Genomic DNA, 19,898 nt, shown 5'->3' with positions numbered 1-19,898 from the left:
ATTTGTTATAATGTACCCGTTCTAAGATCAGTGGAGGTTCTATCGGGGGAGTGAATTTCTGGATAGCTTGCATGGTTCAAAGGTGTTTAATCGAACCGATAGCAAAGCCGAATTCTCTCAAGTTTTGTCTTTCATCCGTTAACATGAATTCGCTGGTAAAGCTATTCTGATAAAAATGTGCAGAACAAATGTCCCATGTAGCTCTGCGCCACTAGATTTTGGGGATTAACTGAGAGCAGCCATATGAACAATGATCGATGCGATCGTATTGGCCTTCTTGCGCTTGTTTCGAGGAGCCAAGTTCATAAGCTCGTTTGGCGGAGGTTAGCAAAAATGGGAAAAGTTGTTGTTCAAAAACAGGGTAATTTTGATGGAAAATTTGCTGCTTGGTTGTTAGCCATTAAAATTATCAGCCACCAAACTAACATTGAAAATTTGATCAGGGAAACAGATTCATGACCGTTACAACAAAGCATCGTTCCCCAACTCTCTTCGAAGCTTTTATCCCGGTGATCCTATTGATGTTTTTTTTGGCCTTCTCAATTATCAAATTCGGCTCGACTCCACATATTCCATTGATCGGAGGGACAGCCGTTGCTGGCTTGATGGCGATGCGATTGGGGTTTCGCTGGAGCGAAATTGAGGAAGGACTGATCAATGGCATTTCATTAGCGCTCAAGGCCTGTCTCATTCTGATGGTCATCGGCACGCTCATTGGTACATGGATTTTGAGCGGGATTGTGCCCACGATGATCTATTGGGGATTGAAAGTGCTATCTCCAGCAATTTTTTTGGTCACGACCTGTTTGATCTGCTGCTTGGTCTCACTGGCCACTGGCAGTTCCTGGTCCACTGCTGGGACAGTCGGCATTGCACTGATTGGTGTTGGAAGAGGCTTGGGCGTCCCTTTGCCCATGGTTGCTGGAGCGATTATTTCTGGCGCTTACTTCGGTGATAAAATGTCGCCGTTATCCGATACCACCAACTTAGCACCTGCAATGGCTGGTACCGACTTATTCACTCATGTCCGGCATATGATCTATACTACTGCCCCTAGCCTGACGATTGCCATGATCATTTATGCGTTTCTTGGGCTCCGTTATGCTGGCTCAGAGATTCAAGCTGAAAACGTGGCCACCATCCTATCAACCCTAAATGAACATTTTAATTTGCATCCGCTACTATTAATTCCTCCATGCTTGGTAATCGTCATGGTGATCACCCGGATGCCAGCGTTGCCTGCGCTATTGGCTGGTTCGATTCTGGGTGGGGTTTGTGCGCTGATCTTTCAGAAAAGCGATGTTGGCACTGTCATTCATGTTGCTTTTAGCGGTTATGAATCGAAAACTGGCTTTGAGATGGTCGATTCCCTATTGACTCGTGGGGGAATGGAGAGCATGTTGTCCACTGTGGCGTTGATCATGTGTGCGCTATCCTTCGGCGGCGTGATGGAGAAAAGTCGAATGTTGGAACGAATTGCGGCAACCATCCTGAAAGCGGCTAAGAACACCGGCCTGTTGGTGACGGCAACGATAACCACTTGCCTTAGCATGAATATCATCGCCCCAGACCAATATCTTTCGATTGTCGTGCCAGGCCGGATGTACAAAGATGCGTTTGAGAAGCGCGGCTTGCATCCCAAAAATCTATCCCGTTGCCTGGAAGACGCTGGCACGCTCAGTTCACCGCTCGTCCCATGGAACACATGTGGCGCATTCATGTTTGCTACGTTAGGGATTCATCCGTTCGCTTATCTTCCATTCGCATTCTTGAACCTTATTAATCCGTTCGTATCGATATTTTATGGGTTCACTGGCATCACCATGCATAAAATTGAACAGACCAATTCGCACGAATGAACTTGAGCTGAGGCGGGAAAAGTGCAAAGCGCTGAGAGACATTGGCATGCGCCGAAAGCGAATTTCTTTCAGAAGCAGGCGACAATTTTTGTGAATAATTTAAATTTGATACAGCTTTTGCCAAGCTGAATTTTCCACCTATGATTGATTGAGCATAACTGTCTTTAATCATAGCTGATGGAACAGATCGGAACATAAGTAGCCAATGTGGGCTGGCGGTTGCCTGCCAGCGCCGCTGAATTCCAGTTGATGAAACTTCCGATCTCATCAAAAGTTAAACTGAAGTGGTCTTTAGCAGAACCACCAGATGGAGTCCCGCTATTAAATGGCGGAAAAATTGATGGAGCAAAAATGAGAAATAAGTTCCTTTTAACTTTGATCCTGATAGGGATTTGGTTCCTTGCCTGCGCCGGTATCCAGCGAATGCAAACCAAAAAGTCGGTGGAGCAGCAGTATAAAGCGGTCTCTGCCAATCCGGAAGCCGTGAGACATTTCATTCGCGGGACAACCAGCGAAATGATTGGCGATTTTCGGAGCGCACTGTTAGAATTCAACGAAGCGTTGTTGCACGATTCGTCTTCTGCTACCATCTACAATAAAGTCGCTGAGAATTATATCCGATTGGAAAAATATGAGAGTGCAGAAAAAATATTAAGAGCTGCGATCAGGCGATTCCCCAATCAGATAGACTCGTATCGCGCTTTGGCGAGCATTTATCATGCCCAGCAACGATTTCAAGATGCTGAGATCGTGTATCGAAAGATTCTTCAGTTAGATCCCTCTGACATAGAAACCAGGTATGCCCTAATTGCCTTGTATATGGCTCAACAAAAAGATCTGAAGGTGGCCAACCAATACGAAGAATTGCTGCAATTAGGTTATGGGAATCCTGAGATGCTTTTGAGGCTGGCAAATATTTATCTTGAGAACCAGCTTTTCGATAAATCCGAGAAAAAATTTTTAGAATTTTATCAACAATATCCAGAGGACGAGCGTGCCTATCTTGGGATGGCGAAATATTATCTGACGCGATCCGATACAGCCGCGGCAATCGATTGGTATCAACGTGGCTTGAATCGGGATGCGAGTTTTGGCACTTGCCTGGAGGAGTTGAATGAGATTTACGCGAAGCAGAAACGTTGGGAGGAAGCGATTCAGACCATCGAACAAACAATTGCACGGGATAGCCTGCGCATCGAAAATTACTTGAGATTGGGCGAGCTTCATTTTGATAGGGGGGACACGGCTCGATCGATCGAGCAATTTGAACAAATCGTTAAACGATTTCCGAACGATTTTCGCGCCTACTTCAGTATCGGGTCGATCTATTTCCAATCCAATCGAATGGACGCCGCCATTCCATGGCTGAAAAAATCAGTTGAATTGAACAAGGAGTTCCCACGTGGCTGGATTTTACTCGGATTTAGCTACCTAAGGAGCCAGCAGACTGAGATGGCGGAGACCCATTTTCGTGAAGCTGTCGATGCATTGCCAGACCATCCTGATATTAATTTCTTTTTGGGCTCTGTCCTCAACCAGCGCCATAAATCTGACGAAGCTGTCCCTTATTTGGAAAAAAGCATCGCCCTGAAGTCCAATTATGCTGTCGATGCTTTAGGCACCTTAGCCATGATCTACGATGAGAAAAAAATGCATCAAAAGTCTGATAGCCTCTATGAAATCGCGCTTCGGGCCAAACCCAACGATCCGCTCCTAATGAACAATTATAGCTATAGCCTTTCGGTCCGAGGGATCAAATTGCAAGAAGCATTAACAATGGCCCAACAAGCTGTCGCAGTCGATTCCACAAATGGAGCCTATTTAGATACCTTAGGCTGGATCTACTTTAAAATGGGGGATTACCAGAAAGCGCTAGAATATATTTCTCGTGCTGTTCAATATCGAGATAATTCGGCTGAGGTTATGGAACATCTTGGCGATGTATATGAAAAATTGAACGACCTTGAAAATGCCCGCCTTTACTGGAAAAGAGCGCTTGAACTGGATGAGAAGCGGATTGAGGTGCGAAAAAAATTGGGGATTCAATAACGAGGGGGATTTAGGACCAGTGAAAGCAAATAATCAGTGTCCAGTAATCAGTACTTAGTTTTTCAGTATTCAGCAAACAGTCGATAGTAATCAGCCGAATCGAGTAAAGGAAATGGAAGCACTTATTTTCGGTCTACAGAAAACATGTCGGAGCTTGTTTAATTGTAAAGATGATTGAACGACATTATATTAAAAAGTTTGGCCGCTAAAAGCTAAAATCAGGTTAGAGGCGAAAGTGAAACGATCTCTTTTTTTTCTATTAGCGATGCTTTTGATTTTGAGCTGTGCGGGATCGAAGAGAAAGCCATCATTAACACTGGATGGGGTGACGATCGCCGGGCTTCGCTATCGAATCGAACAAAATAACCTGCGATTTCGCTCTGTCCGAGCCGAAGTGGAACTCAGCATTGAGTCGCCGCAACTCAATTTCACCGTCCCCTCCCGGTTGCTGATCAAACAACCCGATTCGCTTTTGCTGACTATTAAGGGCCCAATGGGAATCGGTTATGGTTTTTTATTCATCGACCAGCAGCGATTTCTCATTTACAATTCACTTCAGAATCTGGTTTATTATGGCGATCCACAGCACAATACTGGTCAGGACCTGATACCCATCGATGTACCGATGAATCAATTGTCGCTGATGATATCGGGCTTGCAACATTTGGCTGAGAAAACCCGCGATTCGCTGGCTGTTGATCGGAATAAATATCTCATTGTCTCATCCCTGGACCAGATGAAGCGAAAATTTTGGATAGATCCAGAGAAATTTGTGATCACTGAATTTCAATTGGCGGATCAAAAAGATAATGTGTTGCTGAAAATTGAGTACCAGCAATTTGAGCAACAGGGCCGATTGCTATTGCCTCGGCTCATCCGAATTTTTCAGCCCCAACAGAATACGCGCATCACCATGCTCTATAAAATTCGCGAGGCCAATTGCCATTTAGATAGAAAGGATTTCTCATTTAGAATTCCTGAGCAAGCGCGCTGGATCGAACTTTGAGCCAGATCCGACCGATCAGATGATCGAGCTCAAGTGAGCTGCCAAAGCTTTCCTTTTGAGGCAATTTTTAGAGGGGAAAATGTCCAGCTTCACAGCAATGCAATAAGCCCAGGTGAAACATGGATAATTTGAAAAAGTATCAGCCAGATAAAGCTCCCACCATTTCTGTTGTTGTTCCGCTGTTCAATGAACAAGAATCATTGGTGGAACTATACGACAAGATTCATCAGGTGATGGAACAAAACCGTTTTAGCTATGAGATTATCTTCGTCGACGATGGATCGACCGATGGATCGGATCAAACATTGGAGCAATTGCATCAGCGGGATGATCAGGTCCATGTCTTCCAATTCCGCAAAAACTACGGCAAATCCGCTGGCCTGGCCTGCGGCTTTGAGGCGGCTCGGGGACAGTACGTCATCACCATGGATGCCGATCTGCAGGATGATCCCGAGGAAATCCCCCATCTGATCGATAAATTGAACGAGGGCTACGATCTGGTCTCGGGCTGGAAGAAAAAGCGCTACGACCCATTTATTAAACGGAATACGTCGAAGATTTTCAACAAAGTCACTGGCTGGGTATCGGGGTTGAAAATCCATGATTTCAATTGCGGCCTAAAGGCTTATCGGAGCGAGGTGGTCAAAGACATCCAGGTCTATGGGCAACTGCATCGATTCATCCCCGTGCTAGCCCATTGGAAGGGCTATCGGGTGGGCGAGCTGGTCGTTCGCCATCATCCCCGAAAATATGGCAAGACCAAATTCGGCATGTTTCGCTTCATCGCTGGCCTGCTCGACCTGTTCACGGTGGTGTTCCTGAATAAATTCCGCAAACGGCCCTTGCATCTGTTTGGCAGTATCGGTCTGATCACCTTCCTCATCGGCATGATCATCAATCTCTACCTGGCGATCGATAAGATCGTGGCCAAAGGGATTTTGAGCAATCGGCCATTGCTGTTTTTGGGCATCCTATTGGTGATCGTGGGTATCCAGTTCGTGTCCATCGGATTGCTGGGAGAGATGATTACCGAGACGCAGCAGAAAAAGGCGGATTATTCGATTAAAAGAATTTTGAGCAAACAGTAACGTGTCATTTGCAAAAAGGTTGGAAGAAGTTTTGGCAGTTGCTTTATGAAGAACGCATTAATTGCCATCAAAACATGCCTACTCTTCGGCAATAGGTGAGTCGCAATGACGATATTAAAGATCCATCTTGTGGGACGGAACCATTATTAATGCATCTCTCGATTTTTTGTATTCTCCTGCATATTGTCCGATTTAATAGGAGCAACCATCATGGCTCAATTTGAAATTGTCGGCGAGATAAGAGAGGTGACGACAATTGCAACTGGACGGGGGGTGCACATCAGGCGTTATCTGGAGCGAACATACGGTAAAGGTCATTGGAGAAAGATGAAGGGCAAAGCGACTGTGCGAATTGCCGATGGTACCATTTGCGAGGCTGAGGTTCATTGGTTTGAAGCGCATGGTATAGGACAAAAAGATTTTAAGATCAAGAGGTTGATACGATGAATAAATATGTACTTTGTATCAATAATTCAGGCAATCAAGCAAGCCTCATTGTGGGCAAAGTTTACCGTCAACTACCAGATCCCGAAGCAGAGGCGCATGGCATGATTCGGATTATTGATGAAGATAAATCAGAACCAGACGGTTATCTTTATCCAGCAGCTTCGTTTGTGTCCATTGATCTACCTGATGTGGCGGAGCAGGCATTAGCCGCAGCGTACGCTTGATTAAAGGAAATGCTTTCTTATTTGAGGTTCTATGAAATCCCAAACGCCTGGTAGTGTGACCGAAAAAGTTCATGATCCTAGTCTGAAACAAAGATGCATTTTTTAGATATTTGATTGATATTTTGCCTCCCAAGACCAAAGTTGGATGTTGATTTTGGGCTAGATCCACTGGAACATTTTGAGGAATACTTTTTCATCTGGCAGCTTTAACTTGAACACGAACATCATGACTCCAATTAAGGACCTGAAAATCAACCAGGATTGCCGCCACTTCAAGGGCGATGTACCCTGCCTTCCGCACAAGCGAGAGAACGTCATCTGCGAAACTTGCCCGCACTACGATCCCATTAAAGAACGAATTTTGATCATCAAGCTGGGAGCAGCAGGCGATGTGATTCGCACCACACCATTGCTGCGCAAGCTGAAGCAGGTCTATCCCGCCAGACATATCACCTGGCTCACCCAATCGCCCGAACTGGTGCCAGCGGACTGGGTCGATCAAATTCTGTCGTTCGATTTGAAAAATATCGTCGCCTTGCAAGCCTCCCAGTTCGATCTGCTGATCAATCTCGATAAGGATCGGGAGGCCTGTGCCCTGGCCAATCAAATTGCTGCCCGAAAGAAGCAGGGGTTTGGATTGAACCAATTCAATCGCTGCTATCCATTGGATCAAAATGCTGAGGCCAAATTTCTCACGGGCGTGTTCGATTCGGCCAACAAAGCCAATACCAAAAGCTATCCCCAGGAGATCTTCGAGATCTGCGGGTTTGAATTTCAGGGTGAGAAATATATTCTGAGCAACTTTGCCGATCGCAATTATCAATGGAACATTTCGGAGCCAAAACCGATCGTTGGGCTGAACACGGGCTGCGGCGGTCGCTGGCCCTCCCGATTGTGGCCCGAAAGGAACTGGATCGAACTGGCTCGCCAGTTGAAAGCACAGGGCAACGGCGTGCTGATCCTGGGTGGCCCTGAGGAACATGAGAAAAATCTCCGCATCGCTCAACAGAGCGGCGCCACTTATCTGGGGCATTTCCCGCTGCCGCAGTTCATCAATCTGGTGGACCAATGCGATCTGATCGTCACCGCCGTGACCATGGCCACCCATATCGCCATCGGTCTGGGCAAAAAGATCGTTCTGTTCAATAATATTTTCAATAAGCACGAGTTTGAGCTGTACGGCCTGGGCGAAATCCTCGAGCCTGCCATCAAATGCGATTGCTTTTTCGCCCGTGAATGCCCGCACCACAGCATGGAACATATCTATGTGCCAACGGTTCTAACAACATGTGAGCGTCTCTTGAGCCAATTATGAAGATCATCATCCTCGGAACATCTTATCCAATGCGGGGTGGGATTGCCCATTACGTCGCCCTGCTCTATAAAGCCCTGCGACAACGGGGCCACGAGGTGCAGATCATCTCGTTCAAACGCCAGTATCCGAGCATTTTTTTCCCTGGCAAAACCCAGCAGGACTCGAGCAAGGAGGTCGAGCCGATCCCGAGTAAACCGCTGTTGGATTCGATCGGCCCGTTGAGCTGGATCAGGACGTTTCTGGAGATCCGTCGCCAGCAGCCTGATCTGATCATTTTCAAATACTGGCTGCCGTTCTTTGCGCCTGCTTATGCCAGTATCGCTTTTTTAACCCGACTGTTCACTCGAACGAGGGTGCTGTACATTTGCGACAACATCGTCCCGCACGAGAGGAAATTGGGAGATACTCTGCTGAATCGATTGGGATTGGCTTTTGTGGATTATTTCATCGTCCAATCGAGCATCGTTCGATCTGATCTGCTGCGCTTCCGACCCCAGGCGAACTTCAAAGAGGTGCCGCATCCCGTTTATGAAATTTTTAAACAGAATTACACCGCAGAAGCCGCCCGACAGAAACTGGGCATCGGCCTGGACGAACATGTGTTGCTATTTTTTGGCTATGTCCGAGCCTACAAGGGCCTGAGCCTTCTGGTTGAAGCGCTGCCAATTATTCGAGAGCAGATGCCAATCAAGCTGCTGGTGGCGGGCGAGTTTTACGACGACAAGACCAAATATCTGCGCCAGATCGAGCAATTGGGGCTGCAGAATTCAGTACAAATTTTCGATGACTATATCCCCAACGAGGAAGTGGGATTGTACTTTGCGGCGGCCAATGTCGTGGTGCTACCCTATGTTTCCGCCACGCAAAGCGGCATCGTGCAGATCGCCTATAATTACAACAAGCCCGTGATCACCACCGATGTGGGGGGCCTGCCCGAAGCTGTGGCGCAGGATGTGACAGGCCTGGTGGTTCCCGCCCAGGATGTCCAGGCGCTGGCTCAGGCCATACTTCGTTTTTTTAAAGAGAAAAAAGAAGAGACCTACACGGAAAATATCAAAGAGCAGAAGAAGCAATTTTCCTGGGAGCGGCTGGCGGTGGCGATTGAGGAATTTCTAACGCCAGCTTTAGTTGCGAACGAATAACAATCAGGAATTCAAATGTCATGAGCGAAGTCACTATCAGCAAACCAATTCATAAAATATTAACTCATTTGACAGGGGAAGAGCGGATCGATGTAGCGCTGCCTTTGGCAACAAGGGACTTGATCCAATTAAAACTCAAAAACTATTCTGAACAAATTGCCAGGTTTGAGGAGCGCTATCGGATGACCTTCGATCAATTCAAAATTGCCTGGGACAAGGATCAAATCCCGAATAAGCGTTCGTACGAGGTCGAGAAAGATTATTGGGAGTGGGAAGCTGCCGTGCTAGAACGTCAAAATTTGGAACATCTGCTCGAGGAATTGCAATGACAATCCGAGAATTTCAGCATCACATATTTGAGGTAGCTGCTGCTGCTCGGATTTGCGATGTCCCCATCGTTCGCCAGATTGGTTTAGCCTCTATTAGCATAAGGGTGCCTTTGACGATCGGCAACTTCATTGATATTTTTTATAATCGACAATCCGATAGGATCGCTTATGCGCTGATCGAAAGTGGTAATCGCATTTTTGGCGCCGATAATACAGGTGGATGGCATATCCATCCATTCGAAAATCCCGCTAATCATCTCCCCCTCACAACCGCCATGACATTTGCCGAATTTATCAAAGCGATTGAGCAGCATTATCAGATATCGCCCTGAGCCTGATGGCAGCAAAAAAATGACGTTGATTTTCAACCTTTGATTCTTTATGTATTGCCTGCGGTCAAAGGCTGTAACGCAATTTGCCAAATTGCATTACAGCTTCTCCTACGGATGAATTTCATTAAAAAATATCCGTAGCTATCTCATAATACGTGGAAATGAAAATCCGTTTGAAAAAGTGCAGCAAAATCTTCCCAACGGATAATACAACCTCCACGGATGATTTTCATAATAAAAACATTGGTGGGTGTTTTATGAACCGTAGAGATTAACATCCATTAGCCTGTTTTACTCCATTCGAGAAAATGATAAATGAAGTTTCTCACAGATGAGAAGTCTTCTACGGATAATTTTCATAAAAAGAAAATCCGTGGCTGTCTTATCATCCGTGGGGAATTAGCATCCGTTGGATTGTTTCTATCCGTTGGAGAAAAAAATTAACGCCTAAAAATTATGACATCCCCAAATAAAGTCCTGATGATCGCCTATTACTTCCCGCCCAGTGGTGGGGCTGGCGTACAGCGGACGCTGAAATTCGTCAAATATCTCCCATCTGTGGGCTGGGAGCCAGTGGTGCTCACCGCCCGTGATGCCGACTATCCCGCTTACGATGAATCGTTGCTGGCCGAGCTGCCCCCGAAGCTGACCGTCTATCGCAGCTACATCCCTGAGCCGTACCAGCTCTATCGCAAGCTCACGGGCCGCCAGATGAACGAGGCGGTGGACATCGCCACTTTATCACGGGACGCTGTGCAGAAGAAAAAATTCAGCGAGCGGCTGGCCGAATGGATTCGGGGCAGTTTCTTCATCCCCGATGCCCGTGTGGGCTGGCTGCCGTTCGCCGTGGCATTGGGCCTCAAAGCGATCAAACACGAAGGGATCGATGTCATCTACTCCTCGGCGCCGCCCTATACCTGTCACCTCATCGGCTATTGGCTGAAGAAGCTCACGGGAAGGCCCTGGGTGGCTGATTTTCGGGACTCATGGGTCGGCTGGCTCTCCTCGGCCAAACGGCCCAAATGGCCTGATAAATTCGACCGCTATCTGGAACATTCGGTGCTCAAATCCGCCGATCGCATCCTCACCGTATCCAGCGGCATTGCCCAGGACCTGGGAGGCCGCCATCCCGAACTGGTGGATGGGCGTTGGCTGTTGCTGCCCAATGGCTACGATGGCGCCGACTTCGAGGGCGTTTCAGCCTATCCGCCCAACGACAAAATGGTCATCACCTACACAGGCTCGCTCTACGGCCATCGCAATCCCGAGTCATTGCTGCAAGCCCTGGCCGAATTGCTGACCGAGCTGCCCGAGTTGCAGCAGCAGCTCCAACTGACCTTTGTAGGCCGCATCGGCGGGTTCATCGAGGACATGTTGCGCCAGCCGACCTTCCAGGGCATGGTCGAAATCATTCCTTATGTGCCGCATCAGCAGAGCATTCAGTACCTGTTGGCCTCCCATGTCCTGCTGTTGATTATCGATGATGCGCCAGCCAACAAGGGCATTTTGACGGGCAAATTGTTCGAATATCTGGGCGCCCGCAAGCCCATTCTGGCCCTGGCCCCCGAGGGCGACGCCGCCGAGCTGATCTGTGAGCTGAAGGCGGGAATCGTGGTTCATCCATCGAATATCCAGCAGATCAAAGAAGCGTTGAGAAATTTGTATCTGCGATGGAAGAAAAACGAGCTGAATAATGCTCAATTGGACGAGACCAAAGTTCGGTCGTTCGATCGGCGGGAATTGACGAGGAGGTTGGGGGAGGTAATGAGAGAGGTTGGGGGGAAAATTCAATAGAAAAAATGTTTGCCAGTCGTCATTCAAGAGAGTCATAAAATCATGGATGCTGATAAAAAAGACATTTGGTTAGAATACAACATTGCGGATTCTTTGCAGGCAAGCAAGACTCCATCAATCTTAGAAATTTATACAGAAAGAGCCTATACCCAAAATGTGATGGGAGTGCTTGACAAGTATCTCAATAAAGGTGATCGGGTTTTGGATATCGGCTGTGGAATCGGCAAATGGGTTCTCTATCTATTGCAAAAGGGAATTGATTGCATCGGCATAGATTCCTCTGAAGTCGCTGTCGAAAAAGCCCAAAATCTCTTGCATGAAAAGGGTCACAAAAATGTTATCTTCAACTATTCGGCAACAGAATTGCCTTTTGATAAAAATCGATTTGATGGGATCATCTCATTTGGTCTATTGGAACATTTCCCGAATCATAAGGAAGTGCTAAAATATTGGACAGAATTTCTGAAGCCAGGGGGAAGAATAGTCATCTCAGTTCCCAATGGCTTGCGTTGGGATTGGATGTTCGCTGATATTCTATTTAAATGGTACAAACAAAAAGCCCGCATTAAAATGCGGTTTACCAATCGAGGCTTTGTTTCCACCAATTATGGCTATGAAGAGCGTTGGCGTCCAGATTACCTGGCCCGACTTTTTGATCGAGTTGGTCTAAAAAAAATTGAAATCACGACCTTTTATACATTGTCGCCATTGATTTTTTATTCACTGGGTAAGCTCAATATTCCGTCAAATCTATTTCATGCGCTTTCTTCCACGAAAGCTTCACAGCGGTGGGGGCTTTATCTTTTTGGGGTTGCAGAGAAAGATTAAATCATTTGAGATGCTTCAAGCGTAAACTTCCGATAAATTTTACTGGCCTTTAGAGAAATTGAGGAGGGTTTCGCCATGAGCAAGAATCACATATTAGCCACAGCGCTACTGCTTACCATATCATTGCTGGCGCAATTTGAAATTTTACTCGCTCAAGCCAATCCAACTTCTTTCATTAATTTTTCTGAAGTCACCGAGTTGGCAAAAGTAACTGGTCCATGGGATAGCGGAACTGCTTTCGGTGATTTCAACAATGATGGATTTTTAGATTTTTATCTTGGGAATCGTTTTGGCGAAAATGCGTTATTCATGAATAATCAAAATGGCACATTCTCGAATGTTACACAGACTGCTGGAGTTGGATTTCGAGGGTGGACCACTGGCGTTTCATGGGCGGATTTCAACAATGATGGTTTTATCGACCTCTATGTTTGCAATCGAGATCTCCCCAATATCCTTTATTTGAATCTTGGTAATGGCACATTTGAAGATGTTACCGTTCAAGCCAAAGTAGGCTGCAATCTGAACAGCTATTTTGGTGCCTGGGGCGATTATAACAACGATGGCTTTGTCGATATTTATGTGGTGAATTTTGAGCTCGGCCAAGCGAATATCCTTTATCGCAACAATGGGGATGGGACATTTTCTGATGTCACTTTTGCAGCAGGTGTCGACGGACATGCTTACGCTAAGAGTCGAGGCGTGGCCTGGGGAGATTATAACAATGACGGCTTCCTCGATCTTTTTGTAAATAACCAGGCTGAGGATGTATTATATAAAAACAATCATGATGGAACGTTCACAGAGGTTACCGAGCAAGTCGGTATTTTCGATTCAGGAAATGGATATGGCTGTGCCTGGGGGGACTACAATAACGACGGGTTTCTGGATCTTTTTGTAGCAAACAATTATAATCATGGCGTCCTCTTTCAGAATCAGCAAGGAATTTCTTTTATCGATGCGACCGTCAACTCGGGATTGGACCTTGCTGAAGGGGTATGTGGCTGCGCCTGGGGCGATCTGGATAATGATGGTTATTTGGACCTTTATCTTTATAACGCTTGGGGCGGCAGAGAATATCTATTCCACAATCAGGGCAATGGAAAATTTGTTGAAACAATTGGTACATCGGGCATAACCAATTATTCCTGTGGCAATACAGCCAGCTTTGGCGACTATGATAACGATGGCGACCTGGATTTACTAACAACAACCTATACAGCAACAGGGACTCACCTCTATCAAAATAATGGCAACCATAACAATTGGCTTATCCTTCACTTGATTGGAACATTAAGCAATCAGTGTGCTATTGGTGCCAGAGCAAAAATAATCAGCAAAAATCAACAACAAATTCGAGAGGCGAGTGGTGGTGCGGGCTATTATTCCCAAGACAGTTTCCCATTAGAGTTCGGCCTGGGCCAGGCGCAAAAAATAGACAGTCTGATTATTTTTTGGCCATCGGGAATTATATGGGATACAACCAATGTGTCAGCGAATCAAATTTTGACAATTTACGAGGAAAGGCTTCAACATGATATGATGATCGTGAGAATAACGAATCCATCGTCTCAGATTGTCGCAGGCACGATTATTCCTGAGGTCGTTATTAAAAACATTGGAAAAAACGACGAAGCTAATTTCTCTGTTAGATGCATAATTGATTCACTTGGAACAATCATTTACAATGATATAAAAACAGTTGATCACTTATCCAGCCTGAGCCAGATAGCGATTTCCTTTTCTCCATGGCGCCCGATAAGGGGAACAGAATATGAAATTCGTTTTATGGTCTCTTTAGCCAATGATCTGAACTCGAGAAATGACCAAATTTCTAAGAAAGTCTATGCTGCGTACAATCACGATATAAAGATGCTTCGCATTATTTCCCCCAGTAGCTCATTTTTTGAATCAAGCATCATTCCCATTGCCACCATTGAAAATTGCGGCTATTTTGGAGAGTCATTATTTGATGTAACCTGCGAAATTTATGATGTGCAATCCCTTGTTTATCGAGGCATTCAGACTGTAATCGCTCTCCCAGCTCAGGATACATTGCAGATTGAATTCGGTCGCTGGCATGTTTCTGGACAGGGTCCCTTTTTCGTCAAGTTTTTCTCGTCTTTGATGGAAGATGAAAATCCGAGCAACGATACCCTATCATTGAGCATTATTGGGACAAATGTTCTGGGTCAGGACGAACCATCCTTACCTGAGTCATTCTCTATTTCTAATGTTTATCCGAATCCATTCAATAGCTTTACACATATAGAATTCCAGATACCGCACACATCGCCTGTGACCATTGATGTCTATGATTTGATGGGGCGATTGGTCAAGAATATCATTAACGACCAAAAGAATGCAGGCATCGAAATCGCCACTTGGGACGCACGTGATGAAAGAGGCCAATCGGTCGTATCTGGAGTTTATTTGATCCGAATGCGAACTCAAAATTTTGAACAAGTACGAAAAGTTCTGTATCTAAAATGACCCCTCTCAAACTCCTATTCCTCGGCGATCCTGCTGCCATCCATGTGCAGCGCTGGCTGCGCTACTTTGTGCAGGCTGGGCATGAGGTGCATTTCGTGCCTTATCCCGATACTTTTGCGGCTGTCCCTGCGGGCACATTCGATGGTGTTCAAATTCATGGTGGCAAAAACTCATGGCCAAGGAAACGCCTGCGAAGCTGGCGAGGGTTCTATTCCAAATATCTGATCGTCGAGAACATCCTCCGTACCAGATCGTTGCTGCATCGCTCTCATTTTGATATTCTGCACGCCCATTACATTTCCGCCTGCGGCTGGATCGGCGCTATGGCCAATTTTCATCCCCTGGTGCTTACCGCCTGGGGCTCGGATATCAACGTCGATCCAAATCGCTCGACAATGTATCGCTATCTCACCCGCCAAGCCCTGCGCCGAGCCGATCTCATCACCGCCAATTCCGATGATCTCAACCAGAAGATTATCGCCTTCGGCATCGACCAGACCAAAGTGCAGGTTATCCAGGGCGGATTGGAGCTGGACCGATTTCCCTTCCGTCGAGGCAATGACTCCCTGCGCCGCCAGTTAGGACTGACAGATGAAAAGGTGGTACTCAGCACCCGCATGCTGGGTAAAGTGTACAACCTGGACATCATCGTGAGATCCATCCCTTTGGTCAAAAGAGAATTTCCAGCAGTGAAATTTGTCTTCCTCTATCGTGGCACCGTGGAGCAGGAGCAGGCGCTGAAACGGCTGATCCAGGAATTGGGAGTTACCAATGAAGTGCTGCTGGTCGGAGCCGTGCCCAATCAGCGCATTGCCGAATACTATCATCTGGCCGATATTTTCGTCTCGGTCACTTCGTCCGAGGGCATGCCAGGCTCGCTCACCGAGGCCATGGCCTGCGGTGCTGTGCCCGTGGTCAGCGATCTGCCCGTGTTTCGGGATTGGATCGTTCCCGAAGAAAATGGCATGATCGTTCCCGTCCGAGATGAAGTCGCCACCGCCCAGGCCATTGTTCACCTGCTCAAAAATCCCGCTCTCTGCCAGGAAATCGCCCAGCGGAATCGGCAGCTCGTCACCGAACGAGCCGATCATCGCATCTGGATGAAAAGGATCGAAGAACTGTATCTTGGCCTCGCTAAGCGTTCCTAAACCTCGGAGGTTTAGGAACGCTGTGGCAATGCGGAAGCAATAACACAACTGAATAATAGCGATCATAAAAACCTTATTTGGCTTTTGAAACCCTAGTAGCTAATGAAAACCAACCATCCCGAAACCTTATTAGCTTATTTTGAAATCTGGTTTTCCGCAGATCGAAAATAAGGCAATAAGGTTCATTGGATGGGATTCGCCCTGGCTACTAAGGTTGATATGAGAAAATAAGCTCATTAAGCCAACACAAAAGCTTATTAACCTCAGTTGCTAATGAAAACCAACCAATCCAAAACCTTATTAGTTTATTTTGAAATCTGGTTTTTCCGTGGATCGAAAATAAGGTAATAAGGTCCATTTGATAGGATTCGCCCTGGCTACTAAGGTTGATCTGGTAAAATAAGCTCATTGAGCCAACACAAAACCTAATTGACCTCAGTTGCTAATGTAAACCAACCATCCCGAAACCCTATTGGCTTATTTTGAAATCTGGTTTTTCAGTAGATCGAAAATAAGGTAATAAGGTTCATTGGATGGGATTCGCCCTGGCTACTAAGGTTGATCTGAGAAAATAAGCTCATTGAGCCAACGGAAAACCTTATCAACCTTAGTAGCCTAAAAAAACCCCACCCCCAAAACCTTATTACCTTATCCAGGATCGAAAACGAAAACTACACCCAGGCAAGAAATAAGCGAATGAGGTTAAATGAAATGCTAACATTCGGGATACCAAGGTCAACTTTAATTGCCAACTGGCGGACGGCCTGACATTTTATCGTTTGGAGGAATTTTGCCATAGAAACTGGTTAATGGACGATGTTTTTGAGACATAAAGATTGCTCACTCCTCCGTCCATCCGCCGAATGGCAGACGGATCCGTTCGGAATAACCGAAACAGCAGACGTTTTCACGCATCCTCTGAGCTCCCAACGAAAGGCTCTTCCTTGGGCTTTTAAAAATTCACCCTTCATCATTTGATACCATACCCATTTCAAGACGATTGTTCTAAGAACAAGAGTTTAGCTTGCAAAAGAACCAATTTTTTATTATATTGCACTCGCTGAAAATTTTGAATATCCTTGCAAATGCTCAATGGATTCAGGAGGATGTTTGAATTCTCCCCATTGAAGCGGGTTAGGGGGCCATTCGAATTCCCCCCTTTGAAGCGGGGCCAGGGGGGATGTTCGATTCCCCCCTTTGAAGGGGCCAGGGGGATGTTCAGCCTTAGCTCTAATTAGCACCCTTGCGATCCACTAATTGACAAACGGATCGTGAAGGCAGCCAATTTGAATAAGATTTATGAGTCCAATCTAAAAATCAATTTTGGGACGAAGTCGTTCCAAGCGCAGTGAAACAAAGCGAAGTCGAAGATGCTGGCCAGAGTACAATCCCTTCTGCCAGTTGAGATCGCTTTTCCGCCCGCCAACTGGCGGACAGATCGCAATGACTGGCTCATACAAATTTCGGTGAAAACCGACCTTTTTAGAGTAGACTCTTTTATAATTGAAGCCTAATTTTTCATGATCGAATATTTCAAACGCCTATCCAGCCAAACGCTGATCTATGGCCTGGGCGATGCCATCATCAAAGCCATCGCCTTTTTCCTGATTCCGCTGTACACCAAAAAGTTGCCCACGGATCAGGTCGGCGATATTGCGCTGCTCAACTACACTGAGATGACCCTGCTGCTGGTGCTGACGCTGGGACTGGCCTCGGCGGTATTCAAATTTTACCACGAGGGCGCCACCGAGGCAGAGCGGCGGACGGTCTTCTCCACAGCCACCATTTTTTCGGGTGCGGTGACGATCATCGTCCTGGCCATTTTGTTCATCCAGGCCGAATTTATTTCGCTGCTCATCTTCAAATCGGCGCAGCAGGCGATTTATTTGAAATTCATCTTCGGTTCGGTTTTGTTCAATCTGTTTCGGCAGTTCGCCCTGGCGTATGCTCGGGCCATCGAGCGGCCTGTTTTCTATTCGCTATTGAATATCGTTCATTTCATATTATTGGTCGGCCTGAATCTGTACTACATTCTGGTGTTGCACCAGGGCGTATTGGGCGTGGTCAAAAGCAGCCTCTATTCGGCCATCGGCGTGTTCGTTATTGCGGCCATCACGGTTTTCAAGCCCATCGGTTTTTCGTTTTCAAAAGAGATGCTGGGCAAATTGCTGCACTTCGGCCTGCCCATGGTGCCTGGTGCCGTGGCCAGCTTCGCCCTCACCATCGCCGATCGCTATCTCTTGAACTGGTACGGCTCAGCCGCTGAGGTTGGGCAGTACGATATCGTCTACAAGTTCGGGATGATCATCAACATGCTGCTGGTAACGCCGTTCCGAACTGCCTGGCTGCCGTTCATCTTTTCCGTTCAGCACAAGCCCGAGGCCAATAAAATCTATGCGGGAGCGTTTACCTATTTTCTGCTACTGGGAACGCTGCTCTTTTTAGCTGTCTCCCTGTTCGCCAGGGAGATCATCCTGTTGTTCAGCACTCCAGCGTATTTGGTCGGCGTGAAGGCCGTGCCATTGGTGGCACTGGCGTACATATTTTATGGGCTGTTTTTGATCGTCGACATCGGCGTCCTGCTGAAAGTAAAAACGTTCTATTACACCATCATCTACGGCCTGGGGGCGATCATCAACATCGGCTTGAATATCATTTTCATCCCCCAATACGGTATGATGGCGGCGGCAGTGAACACCACCATCGCCTATTGCATCACGTTGATCACCATGTACTTCGTCTCCCAGCGGCTGCATTTTGTACCTTACGAGTGGCTTCGCATCATAAAAATTATCATCATCGGTGCAGCGCTCTATCTGCTGGGCAACAGGCTGACCTTTGAATCGACGGTTCTTTCTCTCATTGTGAAATTCATGCTGGTGTTGAGTTACCCAGTGATTTTATATGTATTCAAATTCTTTCGGGCAACCGAAATTGCAGGCTATCAGAAAATTATAACCGAGACCATCAATCGAGTAAGGAGATAATTTTATGGCCAAGAAGAAATCCAAAAAATTTGCTGCTGTCAAAACCGCTCCCAAACAACCGAAGGAGAGCTTCTTCACCCGCCATCCCAATTGGGCCACGGCAATCATTTTGTTCATCCTATTGCTTATTTTCTATTACCAGGTCGTATTTGAAGGGAAAACCCTGTTAGCGCCAGACGCACTCAATTCTCGAAGTTTTAAACCATTTATCAATGATGCGCTGAATCGAGGCATCTATCCCCTCTGGAATCCGTACATCTTTTCGGGCATGCCATCGTTGGGCAGCCTCACAGCACCGCTGATCAACATCGTCGATACCATCGTCAATTATATCCTCCTGGGCATCAGCCAGATCATCCCACTGACGCCGTTCATGGTGATCATTCTGAATTATGTTTTATTGGGATTTCTGACCTATTTTCTTTTGAAGTCGCTGAACCTCAATCGCTACGCCTGTCTGTTTTCGGCCATTGCGGTCACTTTCCTGCCGCAGTTCATCGCCTTCACCGCCTTCGGCCATAACACCAAATTCTATTCCGTAGTGCTGATCCCCCTCATCTTCTGGTCGGTGAAGCAATTACTCGAAAAGAAAAATCTATTTTACTTTGCGATCACAGCGCTGGTCATTGGCTTCCAACTGTTGCGGGCCCACATTCAGGTCTGTTATTACACCTATCTAATGATCGGCATCTATTTTATTTTTCAGGCCATCCTGGAATTCAAAGAAAACCGAAAGCCGCTGCCGATTTTGAAATCGGGGGCGCTGTTGGCGGCAGCCGTCCTGGCGGGATTGATGCTGTCGTCCGTGCTCTATCTTTCGGTCTACGAATATTCCCACTACTCTATCCGTGGCGGCG

17 protein-coding genes are annotated in these 19,898 nt (G+C 46.6%); all 17 read left to right on the top strand.

Annotated features, from left to right (window positions below):
- Nucleotides 1-333 precede the first annotated feature (333 nt).
- Nucleotides 334-459, top strand: a complete 126-nt coding sequence (locus ONB37_17785; protein ID MDZ7402014.1) for a hypothetical protein — start codon at nt 334-336, stop codon at nt 457-459.
- Entirely contained in the window at nt 456-1,859 is a 1,404-nt protein-coding gene (nhaC, locus tag ONB37_17780; GenBank protein MDZ7402013.1) for a Na+/H+ antiporter NhaC, read from the top strand. The genes ONB37_17785 and nhaC overlap by 4 nt, the downstream gene beginning before the upstream one ends.
- 351 nt (nt 1,860-2,210) lie before the next feature.
- Nucleotides 2,211-3,908 (top strand): tetratricopeptide repeat protein, encoded by a 1,698-nt coding sequence (locus tag ONB37_17775; GenBank protein ID MDZ7402012.1) that lies wholly within the window; start codon nt 2,211-2,213, stop codon nt 3,906-3,908.
- Nucleotides 3,909-4,143: 235 nt separating this feature from the next.
- Nucleotides 4,144-4,914, top strand: coding sequence for a DUF4292 domain-containing protein (locus tag ONB37_17770; GenBank protein MDZ7402011.1), 771 nt, complete (start codon nt 4,144-4,146; stop codon nt 4,912-4,914).
- Nucleotides 4,915-5,033: 119 nt separating this feature from the next.
- Nucleotides 5,034-6,002, top strand: coding sequence for a glycosyltransferase family 2 protein (locus tag ONB37_17765; GenBank protein ID MDZ7402010.1), 969 nt, complete (start codon nt 5,034-5,036; stop codon nt 6,000-6,002).
- 210 nt (nt 6,003-6,212) lie between these two features.
- The gene (locus tag ONB37_17760) at nt 6,213-6,449 is read left to right on the top strand and encodes a hypothetical protein (GenBank protein MDZ7402009.1); all 237 of its coding nucleotides are present in this window, start codon (nt 6,213-6,215) and stop codon (nt 6,447-6,449) included.
- The gene (locus ONB37_17755; protein ID MDZ7402008.1) at nt 6,446-6,673 is read left to right on the top strand and encodes a hypothetical protein; all 228 of its coding nucleotides are present in this window, start codon (nt 6,446-6,448) and stop codon (nt 6,671-6,673) included. Before ONB37_17760 ends, ONB37_17755 begins: the two co-directional genes overlap by 4 nt.
- 211 nt (nt 6,674-6,884) lie before the next feature.
- A complete protein-coding gene (locus ONB37_17750; GenBank protein MDZ7402007.1) occupies nt 6,885-7,988 on the top strand; it encodes a glycosyltransferase family 9 protein in 1,104 nt (367 codons plus the stop codon).
- Entirely contained in the window at nt 7,985-9,130 is a 1,146-nt protein-coding gene (locus ONB37_17745; protein MDZ7402006.1) for a glycosyltransferase, read from the top strand. Before ONB37_17750 ends, ONB37_17745 begins: the two co-directional genes overlap by 4 nt.
- 20 nt (nt 9,131-9,150) lie before the next feature.
- Complete coding sequence (locus ONB37_17740; protein MDZ7402005.1) at nt 9,151-9,459, top strand: hypothetical protein; 309 nt, start codon at nt 9,151-9,153, stop codon at nt 9,457-9,459.
- Nucleotides 9,456-9,791 carry a hypothetical protein gene (locus ONB37_17735; GenBank protein MDZ7402004.1) on the top strand — a complete coding sequence of 112 codons (336 nt, stop codon included), beginning with the start codon at nt 9,456-9,458 and terminating at the stop codon, nt 9,789-9,791. Before ONB37_17740 ends, ONB37_17735 begins: the two co-directional genes overlap by 4 nt.
- Before the next feature lie 480 nt (nt 9,792-10,271).
- Complete coding sequence (locus ONB37_17730) at nt 10,272-11,585, top strand: glycosyltransferase family 4 protein (protein ID MDZ7402003.1); 1,314 nt, start codon at nt 10,272-10,274, stop codon at nt 11,583-11,585.
- A gap of 42 nt (nt 11,586-11,627) precedes the next feature.
- Nucleotides 11,628-12,413 (top strand): class I SAM-dependent methyltransferase, encoded by a 786-nt coding sequence (locus tag ONB37_17725; GenBank protein ID MDZ7402002.1) that lies wholly within the window; start codon nt 11,628-11,630, stop codon nt 12,411-12,413.
- Nucleotides 12,414-12,488: 75 nt separating this feature from the next.
- The gene (locus ONB37_17720) at nt 12,489-14,906 is read left to right on the top strand and encodes an FG-GAP-like repeat-containing protein (GenBank protein MDZ7402001.1); all 2,418 of its coding nucleotides are present in this window, start codon (nt 12,489-12,491) and stop codon (nt 14,904-14,906) included.
- On the top strand, nt 14,903-16,054 hold the full coding sequence (locus ONB37_17715) for a glycosyltransferase family 4 protein (GenBank protein MDZ7402000.1): 1,152 nt from the start codon (nt 14,903-14,905) through the stop codon (nt 16,052-16,054). Before ONB37_17720 ends, ONB37_17715 begins: the two co-directional genes overlap by 4 nt.
- Before the next feature lie 1,520 nt (nt 16,055-17,574).
- Nucleotides 17,575-19,041 carry an oligosaccharide flippase family protein gene (locus ONB37_17710; GenBank protein MDZ7401999.1) on the top strand — a complete coding sequence of 489 codons (1,467 nt, stop codon included), beginning with the start codon at nt 17,575-17,577 and terminating at the stop codon, nt 19,039-19,041.
- A 4-nt stretch (nt 19,042-19,045) separates the two neighbouring features.
- Nucleotides 19,046-19,898: hypothetical protein (locus ONB37_17705; GenBank protein ID MDZ7401998.1), on the top strand; the 853-nt coding region annotated here is incomplete at its 3' end.

This window comes from candidate division KSB1 bacterium, from assembly GCA_034506395.1.
Taxonomy (GTDB): Bacteria; Zhuqueibacterota; Zhuqueibacteria; order Thermofontimicrobiales; family Thermofontimicrobiaceae; genus Thermofontimicrobium.
Note: the sequence above shows the minus strand (reverse complement) of the source record. Positions and strands in the feature narration are given on the sequence as shown.

Excerpts from the sequence above, each read along its gene's own strand:
- ONB37_17785 (MDZ7402014.1), top strand. The coding sequence starts at position 334 with ATGGGAAAAGTTGTTGTTCAAAAACAGGGTAATTTTGATGGAAAATTT.
- nhaC (MDZ7402013.1), top strand. The coding sequence starts at position 456 with ATGACCGTTACAACAAAGCATCGTTCCCCAACTCTCTTCGAAGCTTTT.
- ONB37_17775 (MDZ7402012.1), top strand. The coding sequence starts at position 2,211 with ATGAGAAATAAGTTCCTTTTAACTTTGATCCTGATAGGGATTTGGTTC.
- ONB37_17765 (MDZ7402010.1), top strand. The coding sequence starts at position 5,034 with ATGGATAATTTGAAAAAGTATCAGCCAGATAAAGCTCCCACCATTTCT.
- ONB37_17760 (MDZ7402009.1), top strand. The coding sequence starts at position 6,213 with ATGGCTCAATTTGAAATTGTCGGCGAGATAAGAGAGGTGACGACAATT.
- ONB37_17755 (MDZ7402008.1), top strand. The coding sequence starts at position 6,446 with ATGAATAAATATGTACTTTGTATCAATAATTCAGGCAATCAAGCAAGC.
- ONB37_17745 (MDZ7402006.1), top strand. The coding sequence starts at position 7,985 with ATGAAGATCATCATCCTCGGAACATCTTATCCAATGCGGGGTGGGATT.
- ONB37_17740 (MDZ7402005.1), top strand. The coding sequence starts at position 9,151 with ATGAGCGAAGTCACTATCAGCAAACCAATTCATAAAATATTAACTCAT.
- ONB37_17735 (MDZ7402004.1), top strand. The coding sequence starts at position 9,456 with ATGACAATCCGAGAATTTCAGCATCACATATTTGAGGTAGCTGCTGCT.
- ONB37_17730 (MDZ7402003.1), top strand. The coding sequence starts at position 10,272 with ATGATCGCCTATTACTTCCCGCCCAGTGGTGGGGCTGGCGTACAGCGG.
- ONB37_17725 (MDZ7402002.1), top strand. The coding sequence starts at position 11,628 with ATGGATGCTGATAAAAAAGACATTTGGTTAGAATACAACATTGCGGAT.
- ONB37_17720 (MDZ7402001.1), top strand. The coding sequence starts at position 12,489 with ATGAGCAAGAATCACATATTAGCCACAGCGCTACTGCTTACCATATCA.
- ONB37_17715 (MDZ7402000.1), top strand. The coding sequence starts at position 14,903 with ATGACCCCTCTCAAACTCCTATTCCTCGGCGATCCTGCTGCCATCCAT.
- ONB37_17710 (MDZ7401999.1), top strand. The coding sequence starts at position 17,575 with ATGATCGAATATTTCAAACGCCTATCCAGCCAAACGCTGATCTATGGC.